Origin of the sequence: Hoeflea algicola (assembly GCF_026619415.1) — a bacterium.
In the GTDB taxonomy this organism is placed as follows: Bacteria; Pseudomonadota; Alphaproteobacteria; order Rhizobiales; family Rhizobiaceae; genus Hoeflea; species Hoeflea algicola.
Genome location: NZ_JAOVZR010000001.1, coordinates 1,852,104 through 1,868,425, shown reverse-complemented (window position 1 = coordinate 1,868,425; position 16,322 = coordinate 1,852,104). Strand labels below are relative to the sequence as shown.

Below are 16,322 nucleotides of genomic sequence, written 5' to 3'. Positions count from 1 at the left end.
CAAAACGACAGGACCCCGACAATGATGCGGATGGCCATGATCGTCTGTGCGGTCTGTCTGGTGGCGTTTCACCTGGCGCTGATCTTCTGGGGGCTGGTTCCCAACCTGGTCAGCCGGCCGCTGCACCTGGCGCTGGCGCTGCCATGGATCTTCCTGTTCACAAAAGAAGACAGCCGCGCCCGCGCGAGTGGCGTGGTGTTGTGCGTGGCCGGGGTGGTGGCAAGCCTCTGGGTCGCCTGGCAGCACAGCGCGCTGGGTGATCAGTACGGTATCCTTGAGGGTGATTTTCAGGTTGTCATCGCCGCAGTGCTGCTGATCGTGGTGCTGGAAGCGGCGCGCCGCTCGATCGGCTGGCCGTTGCCGATGGTGGCACTGTTGGCGCTGCTCTACGGCCTGTTCGGTCAGTATATTCCGGGCGAATTTGGCCATTCCGGCACGCCGCTGGCGAGCTATCTCGGCACGCTGACGATTGCCGAGGGTGGCATCTGGGACAGTCTGACCGGGGTGTCGGTGAGCGTCGTGGCGATCTTCGTAATCTTTGGCGCAGTGCTCAATGCCGGCGAGGCGGGTCAAGGCTTCATGAACATTGCCTCCGCCGCCGCTGGCCGTCTGAAGGGCGGGGCCGGCAAAGTCTCGGTGATTTCCTCGGCGCTGTTCGGCTCGATCTCGGGCTCGGCCTCGGCCAATGTCGCCTCCACCGGAGCGATCACGCTGCCGGCAATGACCAGACTCGGCTACCCCAAGCGGTTGGCCGCGGCAATCGAGGCGGTGGCGTCCTCGGGGGGCAGATCATGCCGCCGCTGATGGGCGCCGGCGCCTTCGTCATGGTTGAACTCACCGGTGTGCCCTATACGGCGATCATGGCGGCGGCGCTGTTGCCGGCACTGTTGTATTTCTTCGCCGTCTGGATCGGCATCAATGCCTATGCCGGGCGCTACGAATTGGCAGGGCTGGCTGTCGAGGATCGGCCAAACCTGCGGCTGGTGCTGATCACCTCGGCGTTTTTCGCGATTCCGTTTGCAGCGCTGATCTGGGGCATGTTCGTCGCCAATCTGACGCCGCAATATGCTGCCAGCCTGGCGATCCTGGTCGGCTTCGTGATGCTGTTCTTCCATGCCGATGGTCGATTCGATTTTTCACGCACGGTGGTGCGGCTGGAGAATGCAGTGGTCAACGCCGCGCGGCAGGTGTCGATGATTGCCGCCATCATCATCTGCGCCTCGATCATCATTGGCGTGCTGTCGATCACCGGGCTGGGGGTCAAGATCACGTCGCTGATCCTGTCGGCCTCGGGCGGATTGCTGTGGCCGTCGCTGTTTCTCACCGCACTCGCCTGCCTGGTGCTGGGCATGGAAGTGCCGACCACTGCAGCTTACGTGATCTGCGTATCGGTGGCCGGGTCGGCGCTGTCGAAACTCGGGCTGGAGCCGCTGCAGGCACATCTGTTCGTGTTCTGGTTTGCGCTGCTATCAACCATCACCCCGCCGGTCTGCGGCGCCGTGTTCATTGCTGCCGGCATGATTGGCGAGAACTGGCTGAAGGTAGCGCTGACGGCGATGAGCCTTGGCGTCGGGCTCTACATCATCCCGCTGACGATGATCGCCAACCCATCAATCATGGCGATCGCCACCGATCCGGTCTATGCGTTGCTGGCACTGATACAGATCGGGCTCGGGCTGGCGCTGATCTCGTACGCCCTGATCGGAGCCTACAGCCATTTGCTGCGACTGGGGCTCGGCCTTTCGGGCCTGCTGGTGCTGTTCGGGCCGGTGTTGCTTGGCGCTTTGTCCTATTAGTCCAATGCGGCAAGGCGGGTGTTATCCGCCATGGCGGTGGCATTATCCGGTTCGTTAGATCGCGCCACGTGGCTGCTATCGCTGTTATCGCCTTGCAAGCTCGATGAGGGCGATGGCGATGTCCGCTTTCGAGTAGGGCTTCTGGACTACCGGTGCATCCGGAAATTTCGCAGTCAGGCTGGCCTGGTCACCGTAGCCTGTGGCAAAAGCGAACGGGATCGACCGGTTTTTCAGGTCTGCGGCGATCGGTTCGCTGGTCTCCAGGCCCAGATTGACATCCAGCAGCGCGAAACTCAGCATCGCATTGGCAGCGATTGCCAACGCATCCTCGATCCGGGCCACCACGTGGACCGCCCGGGCGCCGAGTTCCTTGACGAACTCCTCTGCATCGAGCGCGATAATCATGTTGTCCTCGACGATCAGGACATCACCGTCGAGATGCAATTTCGCATCCGGGCTCTGTTTCGGGGCGGCTAGGGCAGGCTCTTTGGTACGGGGCTCGATGCGGGAAACATAGACCGCCGGGATCATGAAATCGGCGTTCAGACCGGCGGGGTCGAAACGCACGTCAGCCGTCCCTTTGAGCTCGAACGGGATTGATTTTTGGATGAGCGTGGTGCCGAAGCCGCGACGCGATGGCGGGTTACTGATCGGCGGGCCGTCGGTTTCGCTCCAATGCAGGCGAAAGCTTCCGTCGGTTTCCAGTGCCGTCGTGATCGTCAGCACGCCGCGTTGATCGCTGAGGGCGCCGTATTTTACGGAATTGGTGATCAGTTCATGGGTAACCAGCGCAAAGGTAGTAAATGCGCCCGGATCGAGCAGCACATCGGCGCCCTCGATCCGCACCCGGTCGATCTTTTCTCCGAGATAGGCTTCGACCTCAAGCGCGATCAAGTCATGCACCGACGCCGGGTTCCAGTTCTTGCGGGTGATCTGGTCATGGGCGCGCGCCAGAGCGTGAATTCGGCCGCCGATCACCTCGGTGAAATCGGTAATGCTTGATGCGTGGGACTTGCTCTGATTGATCAGGCCGCGGATCAGATTGAGAATGTTGCGAACGCGGTGGTTGAGCTCGGAAATCAGCAGTTCCTGACGTTCCTGTGCCTGCGCGCGCTCCTTGAGGCTGGCGTCGCTTATCCGTAGCACCACTTCCAAAAGTGTCTCGCGCAGAATACCGGCTGCGTAGATTTCCGACAATGTCCAGGGAGCGCTGTAGCCACGAACGATTTCACGCCAGGTTTCAAAGCTTTTGCGGGGCGTAAGCCTGCCGCCTGGGGATGCCAGGGTTACCGGCTTTTCAGGATTGCCTGCCCACGACACGCTTTTGGCGACTTCACCACGAAACAACACGATATAATCACGTGGCGCGCGCGACATCGGCAAAACCAGCATCCCGGCAGATTGGTGTATGAAATCCGCAGCCGGCTCATAGGTCTTGGACAGATTTTCGGTGCTGAAGACAGCTCCCGCAGCGGTGGTGTTGAGAAAACGCGCCAGTCCGGGAAACTCGTCGGCCGTCGGCGTCGATCCCTGGCTGTAATACTTGCCGCCGATCCATCCTGCCGCCCCATCGAACGCAATGACGTCCTTGATCGACGAGGCGATCATGTCAAAATTGTTCTCGATGCTGGCGCCGTCCGCCAATCGCATCATCAGTCGGTCGTGTAGCGCCCGGCCCTTTTGCCTTTCCGCGCGTTCGATGTCGCCCTGCATCTGGTCGAGCACAAAGGAGAACATCTGGCCAAACAATTCCGCGGCGGTGCGTTTGTCATAGGGCAGGGTGTGCGGTGTGGTGTGATGGCAGGCGAACAAGCCCCACAATTCGCCGCGTTTGAGAATCGAGATGGACATCGACGCGGCAACGCCCATGTTGCGCAAATATTCGAGATGGATCGGCGAGACGGCGCGTGTGGTGCTGAGCGAAAGGTCGAGCGGTTCTCCTGACGGGCTGACTGCCGGGTGGATTTCCCATCCCTCATCATCGACCGCGCTGATAATGCGCAGCAGGTTGCGCTTGTAGAGTGTGCGGGCCTGTTTGGGGATATCGGAAGCCGGATAGTGCAGCCCCTTGAAGGAATCCATTCCCGGTTTGAGCGCTTCGGCAATTACCAGGCCACTGTCATCGGGCTGGAACTGGTAGACCATTACCCGGTCAAAACCGGTCAGCGCCCTGACCTGCCTCGCGGCGACATGACATAGCTGTTCAACTGATTCAGACTTGCCGATACGGTCGATCATCGTGCGGACATAGGAAGCGTAATCGTTCCTGTCCTGCTGCACATGGTGTTCGATTTCGATGATGACCGAGCGGCCCGAGATGTGCAGCGCCAGGTCAAACAGTTTGCCGCTCTTGGTCAAGCGGAATGCAAACAGGCGCTGGACCGCGTCGGGGCTGCCGAGCAGTTGCAACTGCGTGCGGATATCATGAATGGCTTCGCCATCGATAAAATCGACCAGTGGTCGACCAATCAGGTCCTGAGCGCTGACGCCGTCGAGAAATACGCCGATGTTGGTGGAAACGTGGTTGACGAACCAGTCGGAGGATACCGAAATCAGCGCGCCGAACGATTGTACCTTGCCGAGTATGTGGATCGGTTCGCGATCGCAATTGGTCAGATCTGCGGCTTGGTCTTGCTGGCGCGGGTTCGCGGTCCGGTCAGTCATTAATCAGTAGCCCCGTTTTTGCCGCTGCACCATAACACCGAAAACAGGCCAGCGCGCCGTCGATGATGTCGTCCTGCTGTGGACCGGCAGCGCTGAAGCCTTCAAGCCTGATTTTCACCATGTTCCATATGCCGCTGGCTATGGTGTCATGCAAAAAAGCGTCGGCGCGCACAACTTTCTCGTTGCTGGTGAGAAGACGACGCCGGTTGAGAATTTTCGCGCCCATCTGAGAGCCGGCGAGCACGTAGGCATAGCCCAGCGGATCCCCCGAAAGGGGGCCAAAACTTGCCATACTGGCAGGGCTGGATGGGCGGCCCAGAATCTCAAGGTCACGCTCGATCAAGGCAGGCAAATGACTGAACTCATAGCCACTTTCAACAAGACGGGGCATGATTGATTGAAGTGCGCTCAGATGAATTTCCAGGAACGAGCCGTAGTCGGCGGCGTCCGCCATATCCAGCCGGGACATGGTGCTGTCGAGCCGGGCATGAACTTCAGCAGTTTCAGATCGGAGACGGGTGCGCAAGGTCAGCTGGGCAGGATGGGTCATTGCCATCTTATACAGTTTAATGGCGCCGCCGCATTAACTCAAGTTAGGTGTGCCGGCGGATCAGCTGGAGTCATTTTGGTCGGTCATGCCGGTTTGCTAAGCGCGAAAATGGTCAGGGTTTGAAGGGTGCTGTTGCGGCGCGGCGTTGCACATAGATGGCGATGCCGATCCAGACAACCGAGCGCAGGAGCATGGCGCCCACGGTGCGGGCCTCATAGGCGCCTCCGGTGAAGACGTGCCAGCCGAAAACGGCAAAAACGGCGACGATGGCAATGGCCAGACCCATTGCGAGTTTGGAGCCCCAATCCTTGTGCAGCGCGATCCCCGCGCCGGCAGCGACATAGACAAAGCCTGACAGGAAATTGAACCACAGCACGAAGGGAACGACATTTCCTGCGGCCGCCTTTGTTGCCTCGCCCCCGAACAGCACCCGTCCACCGGACACGATGGTTAGAACGCCGAACAGGATCGCAAAACCGGCCACGATATAAAGCGCGCTATTGTTCTGTTTTTCCGACGTCATTTTCGATCTCCCTTGCCTCTACCCAGTCGACCGGTGCTTGTGCGCATGAGCCCCTGTCGCCCGCGCCAGGTGTTGTCCCAAATTCGCCGGAGCTATCCAGAGTGGAGGAGCTCGACCGCAAGCTGTGTGGATATTCTCGCCAGCCAACAATCCACGGGCATGCCTGCTGCAACACATGCAGCATGACATGCATGCCAACAAGTTGCGATTGATCACGGTGTGGCTGCGGCGGGGCAAATCGCCTCATGGGGTGTTCTTCCCAGTTCCTTCGATCATGCCTAACGGTTCGTTAATCTTGACGAGGTATTAACGGGTGAAACTTGAGGGCTTCAAGGGGAGTCGTTCCCATTGACGCCCATGGTGGCCCATGGTATCCCAAATACCCAAGATCAGCTGGCGGTTATCCGCCGATTTTTCCCCCTTCGGACCGCGGTTCCGCACAGGAACCGTTCGGGCGGCTTGCGCCGCCGGTGGGTGCGCATGGGTGGAAGATCCGGGACAAGGCGGGGGGTCGATGGCGTGGGGCCAGAAGGCGGAAGCGGCGGTACAGAGTCATGAACCGGTTCCTGTCGCATGCGACAAACAGGATCGACGCGAAGGGCCGGGTTTCGGTGCCCTCGATGTTTCGTGCCGTTTTGGCCAGGTCCGCTGTCGAGGAACTCTACGTCTGGCAGGATTTCGTGTTTCCGGCGGTCTCGATGGCCGGACCGGAAGTACTGGAGCGCTTCGAGCGGATGATCGGGTCGCAAGACCCGTTCTCGGCCGAGGCCAACAAGATGTCGCTGCTGATCCACGGCGGCGGGGTGTTCATGAAGCTCGACGGCGAGGGACGGCTTCTGGTGACGGATTTCATTCGCGATTTCACGAGCATCACCGACAAGGTGACGTTTGCGGGGCGCGGGGACCACTTTCAGCTCTGGGAACCGGCGGCATTCGAGGAAATGCAGTCGCAAGCCCGGAAAGAACGGACGGCCAGATCCTGACCGTCCGCAACGGATGGAGAAACGGAATGGCGGCGGATATGGGCGATGGTGATGCTGACGCCCAAGGCGGACCTGTCCGTCACATTCCGGTTCTTCTCCGCGGGGTTCTGGATGCATTGGCACCTGCACCGGGCGAACTGATTGTCGATGGAACCTTCGGCGCCGGTGGCTATAGTGCCGCGATCCTGCAGGCAGGCGCCGATGTCATTGCCTTTGACCGCGACCCGGATGCGATTGCCGCGGGGGCCAAAATGGTTGAGGCTGCCGATGACAAGCTCAAGCTCATTCGAGCCCAGTTTTCCGATCTTCTTGACCATGTTGAAGAGGCCAGTCTCGACGGGCTGGTTCTCGATATCGGCGTTTCCTCGATGCAGATCGACGAGGCCGAGCGCGGGTTTTCGTTCATGCGCGACGGACCGCTCGACATGCGCATGGGCCAGGCCGGTGTCAGCGCCGCCGATGTGGTCAACCGCGCCAAGGTTTCCGACCTGACCCGTATTTTCGGCATTCTCGGCGAAGAACGCCATGCCGGCCGTATCGCCCGGGCGATTGAAACCGAACGCGCCAAGCAGCCCTTTGCAACGACACGGCAACTGGCCGGATTGATCGAGCGGGTTTCACCACGCCGTCCGCAGGACAAGATTCATCCAGCGACCCGGGTGTTCCAGGCGCTCAGAACCTATGTCAACGACGAGCTTGGCGAGCTGGCGCAGACACTGTTTGCCGCCGAAAAGGCGCTTAAGCCCGGCGGCCGGCTGGTGGTGGTGAGCTTTCACTCGCTCGAGGACCGGATCGTCAAGCGTTTCTTCCAGGACCGGTCCGGCAAGGCGTCAGGCTCGCGGCACATGCCGCTGGTAGCCGTGCGCCAGGCGACATTCACGCCGATCGGCAAGCAGCCGGTCACTGCCAACGAGGCCGAATGCGCGGAAAATCCGCGCGCCCGCTCGGCCAAATTGCGATCCGGATTGCGCACCAGTGCACCGGCGGAAAACACCGACACTGACATCCTTCCCGTTCCCAACCTCGCCGCGCTCGCGGCACTCGGAGGCTGAGCCATGTTGCGAACTCTCGACCTGGTGCTGGTTGGCGCGATGATCGCGGCTGCAACCATTACCTATCAGATCAAGCACGACGCCGAGGTGAAGCTCGAAGAGGTGCGTGGGTTGCAGGCCGAAATCAAGCTGCAGAAGGAAACCATCGACCTGTTGGAGGCCGACTGGAGCCTGCTCAACCAGCCTTCGCGGCTGCAGCGGTTGTCAACGGCGTTCGAGGCTGAGCTGGGGCTTCGGCCGATCGAAGCCGAGCAAATGGCTCAACCCGACGAATTGCCCGGCCGGGCCAGCGATTTTGAACCGAAACTGGCCGAAAACGGTGCCGACGCGGCGCTGACGACAGGGTCGGTGCAGCAATGAGATCCTTGAGAACACTGTTTGCCAGACCCGTAAAACGCGCCAACCCGGTCAGCGGATTGGGACGCTCGATGCTGGAATTTGAAGGGGTGCGCAAGGCGCAAGGGGCGCAGGCCCGGAACCGCATCATCATTGCCATCGCCTGTTTCGGCGTCATCTACGCGGTGATCGGCGGGCGGCTGGTTCAATATGGCTTGCGGTCGCCGGAAACTGTGTCGTCGATCAACCGTACCAACGAGTTGCTGACGTCGCGACCGGACCTGCTGGATCGCAACGGCGAGGTTCTGGCCACCGACATCCGCACCGTGTCGTTGTTTGCCGAACCTAACAAGATTGTCGATCCGGACGAGGCGGTGGAACTTCTGGCCACTGTGCTGCCCGATCTCGACCAGCGTGGTATCTACCGGAAACTGTCATCGAATTCGCGATTTCAGTGGCTCCGGCGGCAGCTAACGCCGAAACAGCAGAGCCAGATCCTGTCGCTGGGCATTCCCGGCATCGGCTTTCGCCCGGAAACGCGCCGCTTCTATCCTGGCGGGCCGACCGCCTCGCATGTGATCGGGCTTACCAATATCGACAACAAGGGCATCTCCGGCATGGAGAAATATGTCGACGGACAGGGGCTGGGCGCGCTTGCCGACGCCGGCATGACCGTCGATGAGGATCTCAAGCCGGTCCGCCTGTCGCTTGATCTCCGGGTCCAGCATGTGCTGCGCGATGAACTCGCCGCCGCCATGGAACGCTACCAGGCGGTTGCCGCCGGCGGTGTCGTGCTCAACATTCACACCGGTGAAGTTATCGGCATGGCTTCGTTGCCTGATTACGACCCGAACGACCCGGTCGATGCGCAGAAGAAAGACCGTCTCAACCGGATGTCGGCTGGCACATTCGAGATGGGCTCGACCTTCAAGGTGTTTACCACCGCGATGGGACTGGATTCGGGCAAGGTCAAACTGACCGACCAGATTGATGCCCGCGGCTCGATCCGTATCGGCGGTTTCACCATCCGGGATTTCCATGGCAAGAACCGGATGCTGACGGTGCCGGAGGTGTTCATCTACTCCTCCAATATCGGCTCGGCGCGGATTGCCGACATGATCGGCATCGAAGGACATCAGGAGTTTCTCACCCGGCTCGGACTGCTGTCGCGGATGCAGACGGAATTGCCGGAAGTGGCAACTCCGACCCAGCCCTCGGTCTGGAAGAAAATCAATTCGGTGACCATTTCGTTCGGTCATGGTGTGGCCACAACGCCACTGCAAACGGCAGTGGCGGCAGCGGCGCTGATGAATGGAGGCAAGCTGATCGAGCCGACCTTCCTGCCGCGAACCCGTGAAGAGGCCGACAAGGTCGCAGTCCAGGTGGTCAATTCGACGACCAGCGACGAGATGCGCTACCTGATGGCGCTCAATGTCGCCAAGGGCTCGGGCCGGCGCGCCGAAGTCGAAGGTTTCCGGGTTGGCGGCAAGACCGGCACGGCGGAAAAGGTGATCAACGGCCGTTACAATTCGGATGTCCGATTCAATGCCTTCCTGTCGGCCTTTCCGATTGATAATCCCGATTATGTGGTGCTGGTGATTGTCGATGAACCGAAACCCGAAGAAGGCAAGAGATCGGCGACGGCAGGTCTTAACGCAGCGCCGATGGTCAGCGCCATCATTCGCCGGTCGGCGGCGTTTCTTGGCGTAGAACCAAAATTCGGTGACGGCGGTCAGATGCTGTCGCTGTCATATTGATACCATAAGTGGCGGGCAGGGCATGGTCCGCCAGATGCATAACGAAAGATCCGAGCCCTATATGAAACTGTCTGCCTTGATTTCAGCCTTGCCGTCAGTATCCATCACCGTCTCGCAAGCGGCGGAACTCGACGTGCCGGTCACCGGTCTGACCGTTGACAGCCGGACGGTTGAGCCGGGCAACCTGTTCTTTGCCATGGCGGGAGTGAAAACCGACGGCGCCCGCTTTGCCGCCCAGGCTGCCTCGAAAGGCGCCGTGGCGATTGTGGCGGCTGATGATGCCGATTTGCCCGCCGATGTCGGGCTGGTGCTCAGAAGCGCCGATCCCAGGCTGGCGCTGGCGCGGATGGCTGCGGCCTATTTCGGCCCGCAGCCGCGGGTGATGGCAGCCGTCACCGGCACCGCCGGCAAGACTTCGGTCGCCTCGTTTCTGCGCCAGATCTGGGCCCATGCGGGCGAGAAGGCGGCGATGCTCGGCACTACCGGCGTGACCGCCCCGGGCCGTACCGAATACGGCTCGCTGACCACCCCCGATCCGGTGGCATTGCACCGGCTGCTGGCCGAGCTTGCCAGTGACGGCGTGACCCATGCTGCGATGGAGGCCTCAAGCCATGGGCTTGACCAGCGCCGGCTTGACGGCGTGTCACTGAGCGTGGCGGGCTTTACCAATCTGGGCCGTGATCACATGGATTATCATCCGACCATGGAAAATTACATGGCAGCCAAGATGCGGCTGTTCGATTGTCTTCTGCCCAAGGGGGCGCCGGCGGTGATCTTTGCCGACGATCCCTGGTCGGAGCGGGCTGTCGAGGTTGCCGAGCGGGCCGGGGCACGGGTGCTCACGGTAGGCCGCAAGGGTGGGTTCCTGAGCCTCAAACGGGTGGAACATCTGCGGCACAAGCAGGTGGGCGAAATTCACCTCGAAGGCCGTATCTTCGAAGTCGACCTGCCGCTGGCTGGCGATTTCCAGTTCTCCAACGCGCTGGTTGCGGCCGGAATGGCGATCGCCACCGGAACGTCCGCCGATCTGGCAATGGCAGCGCTCGAGCACCTTACCGGGGCCGCCGGGAGGCTCGAACTGGTCGGCTCGACCGCCGACGGGGCGCCGGTGTATGTCGATTACGCCCACAAGCCCGAAGCGCTGGAAAACGTGCTTGGCGCGGTGCGTCCGTTTACCACCGGAAGGGTTGTGGTGGTGTTTGGCTGCGGCGGCGACCGGGATCGCGGCAAGCGGCCGATCATGGGTGGAATTGCCACCAAGCTGGCAGACGTGGTGATTGTTACAGACGACAATCCGCGCTCGGAAGATCCGGCAGAAGTGCGCGCCGAAATCATGATCGCGGCTCCAGGCGCCACCGAAATCGGCGATCGCGCCGAAGCAATTCGCAGCGCTATTGCCATGCTGAATGCAGGCGACACGCTTATCGTTGCCGGCAAGGGTCATGAGCAGGGCCAGACTGTCGGCGACAAGGTGTTGCCGTTTTCCGATCACGCAGAAATTCGCAAAGTCCTGGAGGCGCTGTCAGCATGAGCCTGTTGTGGACCGCACCAGCGATGATCGAGGCCATGGAGGGGCGTCCTGTTGGCGCCCTGCCTGAAGGGGTCACCGGAATCTCGATCGACAGCCGAACGACGTGTCAAGGCGACGCCTTCTTCGCCATCAAGGGCGACCGCTTCGACGGGCACGACTTTGCCAGCGTGGCGATTGCTAACGGCGCCAGCCTGCTGGTGGTGTCGGAAGACAAATTGCCTGCGCTGGGCCGGGTCACAGCGCCAATGATCGTGGTCAACGAGGTTCTGCCGGCGCTCGAAGCTCTCGGTCGGGCGTCGCGGGCACGTTCGCAGGCGAAAATCATCGCCATCACCGGTTCGGTGGGCAAGACGTCGAGCAAGGAAATGCTGCGCCATGCGCTGGAGCCATCGGGCGAGGTTCACGCGTCTGCGGCTTCCTACAACAATCACTGGGGCGTGCCGCTGACGCTGGCGCGGATGCCCGAAAGTGCTGCTTTCGGCATTTTCGAAATCGGTATGAACCATCCTGGCGAAATCCGACCGCTGGTCGATATGGTCAAGCCGGATGTGGCGGTGATCACCACCGTCGCTGCTGCGCATATGGGCAATTTCAAGAATCTGAGCGAAATCGCCGCCGCCAAGGCAGAGATCATGGAGGGGTTGTCCGAGGATGGCCATCTCCTGCTCAACCACGACAACGAGAAATATGGCTGGCTAAAAAAGCGGGCAGTTACGTTGGGCGTGGCGCACACCCACTCCTTCGGCGAAAACGCCAAGGCCGATTACCGGTTACTCAAGATCAAGCTGCTGCCTGATTGTTCCACCATCACTGCCCAAATTGGCACAGACGAGGTTGCCGCCAAGATCGGCGCGCCCGGCCGGCATCTGGTGCAAAATGCGCTTGCGGTGCTGGGCATGGTTCAACTGGCTGGCGCAGATCTGGCGAGGGCAGTGCATGCACTGGCCGGGTTCTCGGCCGAGAAGGGCCGCGGCGCGCGCCACGAACTCGCCATCGATGGCGGATCTTTTCTGCTGATCGATGAAAGTTACAACGCCAATCCGGCCTCGATGCGCGCTGCAATTGATCTGCTGCGCGACACGCCGGTACGGTTGCGTGGCCGCCGTATTGCGGTGCTCGGCGACATGCTGGAAATGGGCCGTTTTTCCGAGCGTGTGCACCGCGATCTGGCAACCCCGATGCGTGAAGCCAGCGTCGACATGGCCTGTCTTGCCGGGCCGGAAATGAAGGCCTTGCGCGATGAACTTGGAACTGACATCGAGACCGTCTATCGCGACGACGCGGACGGGCTCACCACCCATCTGAAATCTGTTCTCCGGGACGGTGACGTGGTGATGATCAAATCATCGCTCGGCATCGGCTTTGGACGTATTGTCAAGGCGTTGCTTGACAAATATCCACCGCTGACAGACAGCAGCGGCAACACCTAAAGCAACTCGGGGGACGGGAACTTATGCTCATCTGGCTGGTGGATCTGGCGGACCAAGTCCAGTTCTTCAATCTTTTCAGATATATCACATTCAGAACCGGGGCAGCGATGTTCACCTCGGCGTTGATCGTGTTTCTGTTTGGACCCCGAATCATTGCTTCCCTGCGGGTGCGCCAGGGACGTGGACAACCGATCCGGGCAGATGGGCCGCAAACCCATTTCCTCAAGGCCGGGACGCCGACCATGGGCGGATTGATGATCCTGGCGGGGATCATCGGCTCTTCAGTTCTGTGGGCCGACCTGTCGAGCGTCTATGTGGTGACTACATTGCTGGTAACGCTTGGTTTCGGCGCCATCGGTTTTTACGATGATTATCTCAAGGTCACCAAGCAGACAGACAAGGGCTTTTCCGGCAAGGCGCGGCTGGCGCTTGAGTTCCTGATTGCCGGCCTGGCGGTGTATTTCATCATGCAGGCCTCGATGGCCGCATCGACGGTCAAGGGCGCTACATTCAGCTCCTCCATCGCATTTCCGTTCTTCAAGGATTTGCTGCTTGACCTTGGCTGGTTCTTCATCGCCTTCGGCGCCTTCGTCATCGTCTCGGCGGGCAACGCGGTCAATCTGACCGATGGCCTCGATGGGCTCGCCATCGTGCCGGTGATGATCGCAGCCGCGTCCTTCGGGGCGATTGCCTATCTCGCAGGCAATGCGGTGTTTGCCAATTATCTGCAGATCAATTTCGTGCCGGGTACCGGCGAACTGGCGGTGATCCTCGGGGCTGTGATAGGTGCCGGCCTCGGGTTCTTATGGTTCAATGCGCCGCCGGCGGCAATCTTCATGGGTGACACCGGATCGCTGGCGCTGGGCGGACTGATCGGCACGGTAGCCGTAGCCACCAAGCACGAAATCGTCATGGCGATCATCGGCGGCCTATTCGTGATCGAAGCGCTGTCGGTGATCATCCAGGTTGCGTCCTTCAAGCTCACCGGAAAACGGGTGTTCCTGATGGCGCCGATCCATCACCATTTCGAAAAGCTCGGATGGACCGAAAGCCAGGTTGTGGTGCGGTTCTGGATCATCTCGGTGGCCCTTGCGATGATCGGGCTCGCCACCCTCAAGCTGAGATAGACGATGATTGCGGCGTCCACATTTTCCGGTCGCAAGGTCGCATTGTTCGGCCTCGGCGGATCGGGCCTGGCAACCGCAAAATCGCTGGTTGCCGGCGGCGCCGAACTGACCGCCTGGGACGATAACCCGGCCCAGGTCGAGGCGGCGCGCGCGGCCGGCATTCCGGTCGGCGACTTGCGCGACATCAATTGGTCGCAACAACATACGCTGGTGCTCTCCCCGGGGGTGCCGCTGACCCATCCGAAGCCGCACTGGACGGTGGATCTGGCCAATATGCATGCGGTCGAGATCATCGGCGACATCGAGATCTTCGTGCGCGAGCGCCGTGCTCATGCGCCTGGGAGTCCGTTCATTGCGATTACCGGCACCAACGGCAAATCCACCACCACTGCGCTGATTGCGCATCTGATTTCCCACAGCGGTCGCGACGCCCAGCTTGGCGGCAATATCGGTACAGCGGTGCTAACACTGGATCCGCCGGCGGCCGGACGGGTTCATGTGGTTGAATGCTCCTCCTACCAGATCGATCTGGCGCCATCGCTCGATCCCAGCGCCGGGCTGTTGCTTAATCTGACGCCAGACCATCTCGACCGCCACGGCTCGATGCAGCACTATGCCGAAATCAAGGCGCGGCTGGTGGCGCAGAGCGATCTGGCGATCATCGGTGTGGATGACGACTGGTGCCGCGACATCGCCGCCCGTCTTGAGGCGGAAGGCCGCGCGGTGGAACGGATCTCCAAGACGCTGCCGCTGATGCGGGGCCTCTATGCCGATGGAACCAGGATCCATCTCGCCGACCGCGGAACGGTCAGCCTCTATGTCGATCTGGCCGGCATTCCCACCCTGCGCGGCGCGCACAATGCCCAGAACGCCGCGGCTGCCATTGCCGCCTGCCGCTCGGCCGGGCTCAGCGATGACGAGATCCGCGCCGGCCTTGCCACTTTCCCGGGGCTCAAGCACCGGATGCAGCCGGTGGCGCGGCGGGGGCGGGTGGTGTTTGTCAACGATTCCAAGGCCACCAATGCGGAAGCCGCGGCACCGGCGCTCAAGAGTTTCGAGCCGATCTACTGGATTGCCGGTGGATTGGCCAAGGAAGGCGGCATTGCCGCCCTCGAGCCATATTTCCCGCGTATCGCCAAGGCCTATCTGATTGGCGAGGCAGCAGCGGGCTTTGCCGCGACGATTGGCGCCCAGGCGCCGTTTGAAATTTCCGGCACGCTCGACAATGCGGTCGCGGCAGCAGCACGGGATGCGGCGGCGGACGGGGCGGAAATGCCCGCTGTGCTGTTGTCGCCTGCCTGCGCCAGTTTTGACCAGTATCGCAATTTCGAGGTGCGCGGAGATGCCTACGTAAGCCTGGTGGCGGCTCTGGATGATATCGAGATGCTCGTCGATGCCGGGCGCAAAGGAGAAACTGATGGTTAGCCGTGTTGAACGCGGACCGGTCGCCGATTGGTTCTGGACCATTGACCGCCTTTTCCTGGCGGCCTTCGTGGCGCTGATGGGCGTAGGCCTGATGCTGTCGTTTGCGGCGAGCCCGGCGGTGGCCGAGCGGCTCGGGCTCGACAGTTTTCATTTTGTCGAGCGTCACGGCGTGTTCCTGGTCCCGGCGCTGGTGGTGATGATCGGTGTTTCCTTCCTGAGCCCGCGCCAGGTGCGCCGCGCTGCGCTGGCGCTCTTGGCCATGTCGATCGCGATGATGGTGCTGGCGCTGTTCTTCGGCGTCGAGGTCAAGGGATCGCGGCGCTGGGTGTCGGTGTTTGGCCTTTCGGTGCAGCCGTCGGAATTCATGAAGCCGGCCTTCGTGGTGATCTGTGCCTGGCTGTTTTCCGAACGCTCGCGTCATCCTGAAATTCCCGGCAACCTGTTTGCCATCATCCTGTTTGGCATTGTTGCGGCGTTGCTGGTGGCGCAACCGGATCTGGGCCAGACCATGCTGACGGCAGCGGTCTGGGGCGGCATGTTCTTCATGGCCGGCATGTCGTGGTTCTGGATCATGCTGTTGGGCGGCATGGCTGTTTCGGGCTTCGTTGCTGCCTATCTGGTATTTCCGCATGTCGCCGACCGGATCAACGGCTTCCTGTTTGGTGAGGGCGACAGCTTTCAGGTCGATACCGCGCGCGAGGCAATCATCCGCGGCGACTGGCTCGGCCAGGGGCCGGGTGAGGGGACAATCAAGCGAGATCTTGCCCGACAGCCACACCGATTTCGTGTTTTCCGTCGCGGCCGAGGAATTCGGTATCGTGTTCTGCATGGTGCTGGTGGCGCTATTTGGTTTCGTGGTCATTCGTGGCCTGATCCGCGCCGGCCGCGAGCAGGATGACTTCACCCGGCTCGCCGTGGCTGGACTGGCGCTGCTGATCGGCTTCCAGTCGTTCATCAATATCGGCGTCAATCTCGAATTGCTTCCGGCCAAGGGAATGACGTTGCCGTTCATTTCCTATGGCGGCTCGTCGATGATTGCGGTTGCCATTACCGCCGGCTTCCTGCTGGCGCTGACCCGTCGCCGGCCCGAGAGCCGGGCGCAACCGCGCGCCATCTACCGCCCCACCACCGCCGTGGCGGCGGAGTAA

At 61.1% G+C, this 16,322-nt stretch carries 11 protein-coding genes and 2 pseudogenes; 10 read left to right on the top strand and 3 right to left on the bottom strand.

Annotated features, from left to right (window positions below; genetic code table 11):
• Nucleotides 1-30 precede the first annotated feature (30 nt).
• A pseudogene (locus tag OEG84_RS09175) lies at nt 31-1,796 on the top strand (TRAP transporter permease).
• A gap of 84 nt (nt 1,797-1,880) precedes the next feature.
• Here the strand turns inward: OEG84_RS09175 and OEG84_RS09170 are convergent.
• The 3 genes from OEG84_RS09170 to OEG84_RS09160 form a co-directional block, all read right to left on the bottom strand.
• Complete coding sequence (locus tag OEG84_RS09170) at nt 1,881-4,460, bottom strand: HWE histidine kinase domain-containing protein (protein ID WP_267653472.1); 2,580 nt, start codon at nt 4,458-4,460, stop codon at nt 1,881-1,883.
• Nucleotides 4,453-5,016, bottom strand: a complete 564-nt coding sequence (locus OEG84_RS09165; protein ID WP_267653471.1) for a biliverdin-producing heme oxygenase — start codon at nt 5,014-5,016, stop codon at nt 4,453-4,455. Before OEG84_RS09165 ends, OEG84_RS09170 begins: the two co-directional genes overlap by 8 nt.
• Before the next feature lie 106 nt (nt 5,017-5,122).
• On the bottom strand, nt 5,123-5,533 hold the full coding sequence (locus tag OEG84_RS09160; protein WP_267653468.1) for a hypothetical protein: 411 nt from the start codon (nt 5,531-5,533) through the stop codon (nt 5,123-5,125).
• A gap of 554 nt (nt 5,534-6,087) precedes the next feature.
• On the opposite strand from OEG84_RS09160, the gene mraZ reads away from it, so the two are divergent.
• The 9 genes and pseudogenes from mraZ to ftsW all read left to right on the top strand — a co-directional run bounded on the left by mraZ (nt 6,088) and on the right by ftsW (nt 16,322).
• Nucleotides 6,088-6,516 carry a division/cell wall cluster transcriptional repressor MraZ gene (gene mraZ, locus OEG84_RS09155; protein ID WP_267653467.1) on the top strand — a complete coding sequence of 143 codons (429 nt, stop codon included), beginning with the start codon at nt 6,088-6,090 and terminating at the stop codon, nt 6,514-6,516.
• Nucleotides 6,517-6,542: 26 nt separating this feature from the next.
• Nucleotides 6,543-7,568: a 16S rRNA (cytosine(1402)-N(4))-methyltransferase RsmH gene (rsmH, locus tag OEG84_RS09150; protein ID WP_267653466.1), complete on the top strand. Its 1,026-nt coding sequence runs from the start codon at nt 6,543-6,545 to the stop codon at nt 7,566-7,568.
• A gap of 3 nt (nt 7,569-7,571) precedes the next feature.
• Nucleotides 7,572-7,928: a cell division protein FtsL gene (gene ftsL, locus OEG84_RS09145; protein ID WP_267653465.1), complete on the top strand. Its 357-nt coding sequence runs from the start codon at nt 7,572-7,574 to the stop codon at nt 7,926-7,928.
• A 68-nt stretch (nt 7,929-7,996) separates the two neighbouring features.
• A complete protein-coding gene (locus OEG84_RS09140; RefSeq protein WP_267656136.1) occupies nt 7,997-9,661 on the top strand; it encodes a peptidoglycan D,D-transpeptidase FtsI family protein in 1,665 nt (554 codons plus the stop codon).
• Between the two features lie 34 nt (nt 9,662-9,695).
• A complete protein-coding gene (locus OEG84_RS09135) occupies nt 9,696-11,192 on the top strand; it encodes a UDP-N-acetylmuramoyl-L-alanyl-D-glutamate--2,6-diaminopimelate ligase (RefSeq protein ID WP_425602832.1) in 1,497 nt (498 codons plus the stop codon).
• Nucleotides 11,189-12,622: a UDP-N-acetylmuramoylalanyl-D-glutamyl-2,6-diaminopimelate--D-alanyl-D-alanine ligase gene (locus OEG84_RS09130; protein ID WP_267653464.1), complete on the top strand. Its 1,434-nt coding sequence runs from the start codon at nt 11,189-11,191 to the stop codon at nt 12,620-12,622. The genes OEG84_RS09135 and OEG84_RS09130 overlap by 4 nt, the downstream gene beginning before the upstream one ends.
• Before the next feature lie 23 nt (nt 12,623-12,645).
• Nucleotides 12,646-13,749 (top strand): phospho-N-acetylmuramoyl-pentapeptide-transferase, encoded by a 1,104-nt coding sequence (mraY, locus tag OEG84_RS09125; RefSeq protein ID WP_267653463.1) that lies wholly within the window; start codon nt 12,646-12,648, stop codon nt 13,747-13,749.
• Nucleotides 13,750-13,752: 3 nt separating this feature from the next.
• Complete coding sequence (gene murD, locus OEG84_RS09120) at nt 13,753-15,174, top strand: UDP-N-acetylmuramoyl-L-alanine--D-glutamate ligase (RefSeq protein ID WP_267653462.1); 1,422 nt, start codon at nt 13,753-13,755, stop codon at nt 15,172-15,174.
• A pseudogene (gene ftsW / locus OEG84_RS09115) lies at nt 15,167-16,322 on the top strand (putative lipid II flippase FtsW). Before murD ends, ftsW begins: the two are co-directional and overlap by 8 nt.

Bases quoted from the DNA above. Each gene is read 5' to 3' on its own strand.
- OEG84_RS09170 (WP_267653472.1), bottom strand. From the start codon at position 4,460: ATGACTGACCGGACCGCGAACCCGCGCCAGCAAGACCAAGCCGCAGAT.
- OEG84_RS09165 (WP_267653471.1), bottom strand. From the start codon at position 5,016: ATGGCAATGACCCATCCTGCCCAGCTGACCTTGCGCACCCGTCTCCGA.
- OEG84_RS09160 (WP_267653468.1), bottom strand. From the start codon at position 5,533: ATGACGTCGGAAAAACAGAACAATAGCGCGCTTTATATCGTGGCCGGT.
- mraZ (WP_267653467.1), top strand. From the start codon at position 6,088: ATGAACCGGTTCCTGTCGCATGCGACAAACAGGATCGACGCGAAGGGC.
- rsmH (WP_267653466.1), top strand. From the start codon at position 6,543: ATGGCGGCGGATATGGGCGATGGTGATGCTGACGCCCAAGGCGGACCT.
- ftsL (WP_267653465.1), top strand. From the start codon at position 7,572: ATGTTGCGAACTCTCGACCTGGTGCTGGTTGGCGCGATGATCGCGGCT.
- OEG84_RS09140 (WP_267656136.1), top strand. From the start codon at position 7,997: ATGCTGGAATTTGAAGGGGTGCGCAAGGCGCAAGGGGCGCAGGCCCGG.
- OEG84_RS09135 (WP_425602832.1), top strand. From the start codon at position 9,696: ATGCATAACGAAAGATCCGAGCCCTATATGAAACTGTCTGCCTTGATT.
- OEG84_RS09130 (WP_267653464.1), top strand. From the start codon at position 11,189: ATGAGCCTGTTGTGGACCGCACCAGCGATGATCGAGGCCATGGAGGGG.
- mraY (WP_267653463.1), top strand. From the start codon at position 12,646: ATGCTCATCTGGCTGGTGGATCTGGCGGACCAAGTCCAGTTCTTCAAT.
- murD (WP_267653462.1), top strand. From the start codon at position 13,753: ATGATTGCGGCGTCCACATTTTCCGGTCGCAAGGTCGCATTGTTCGGC.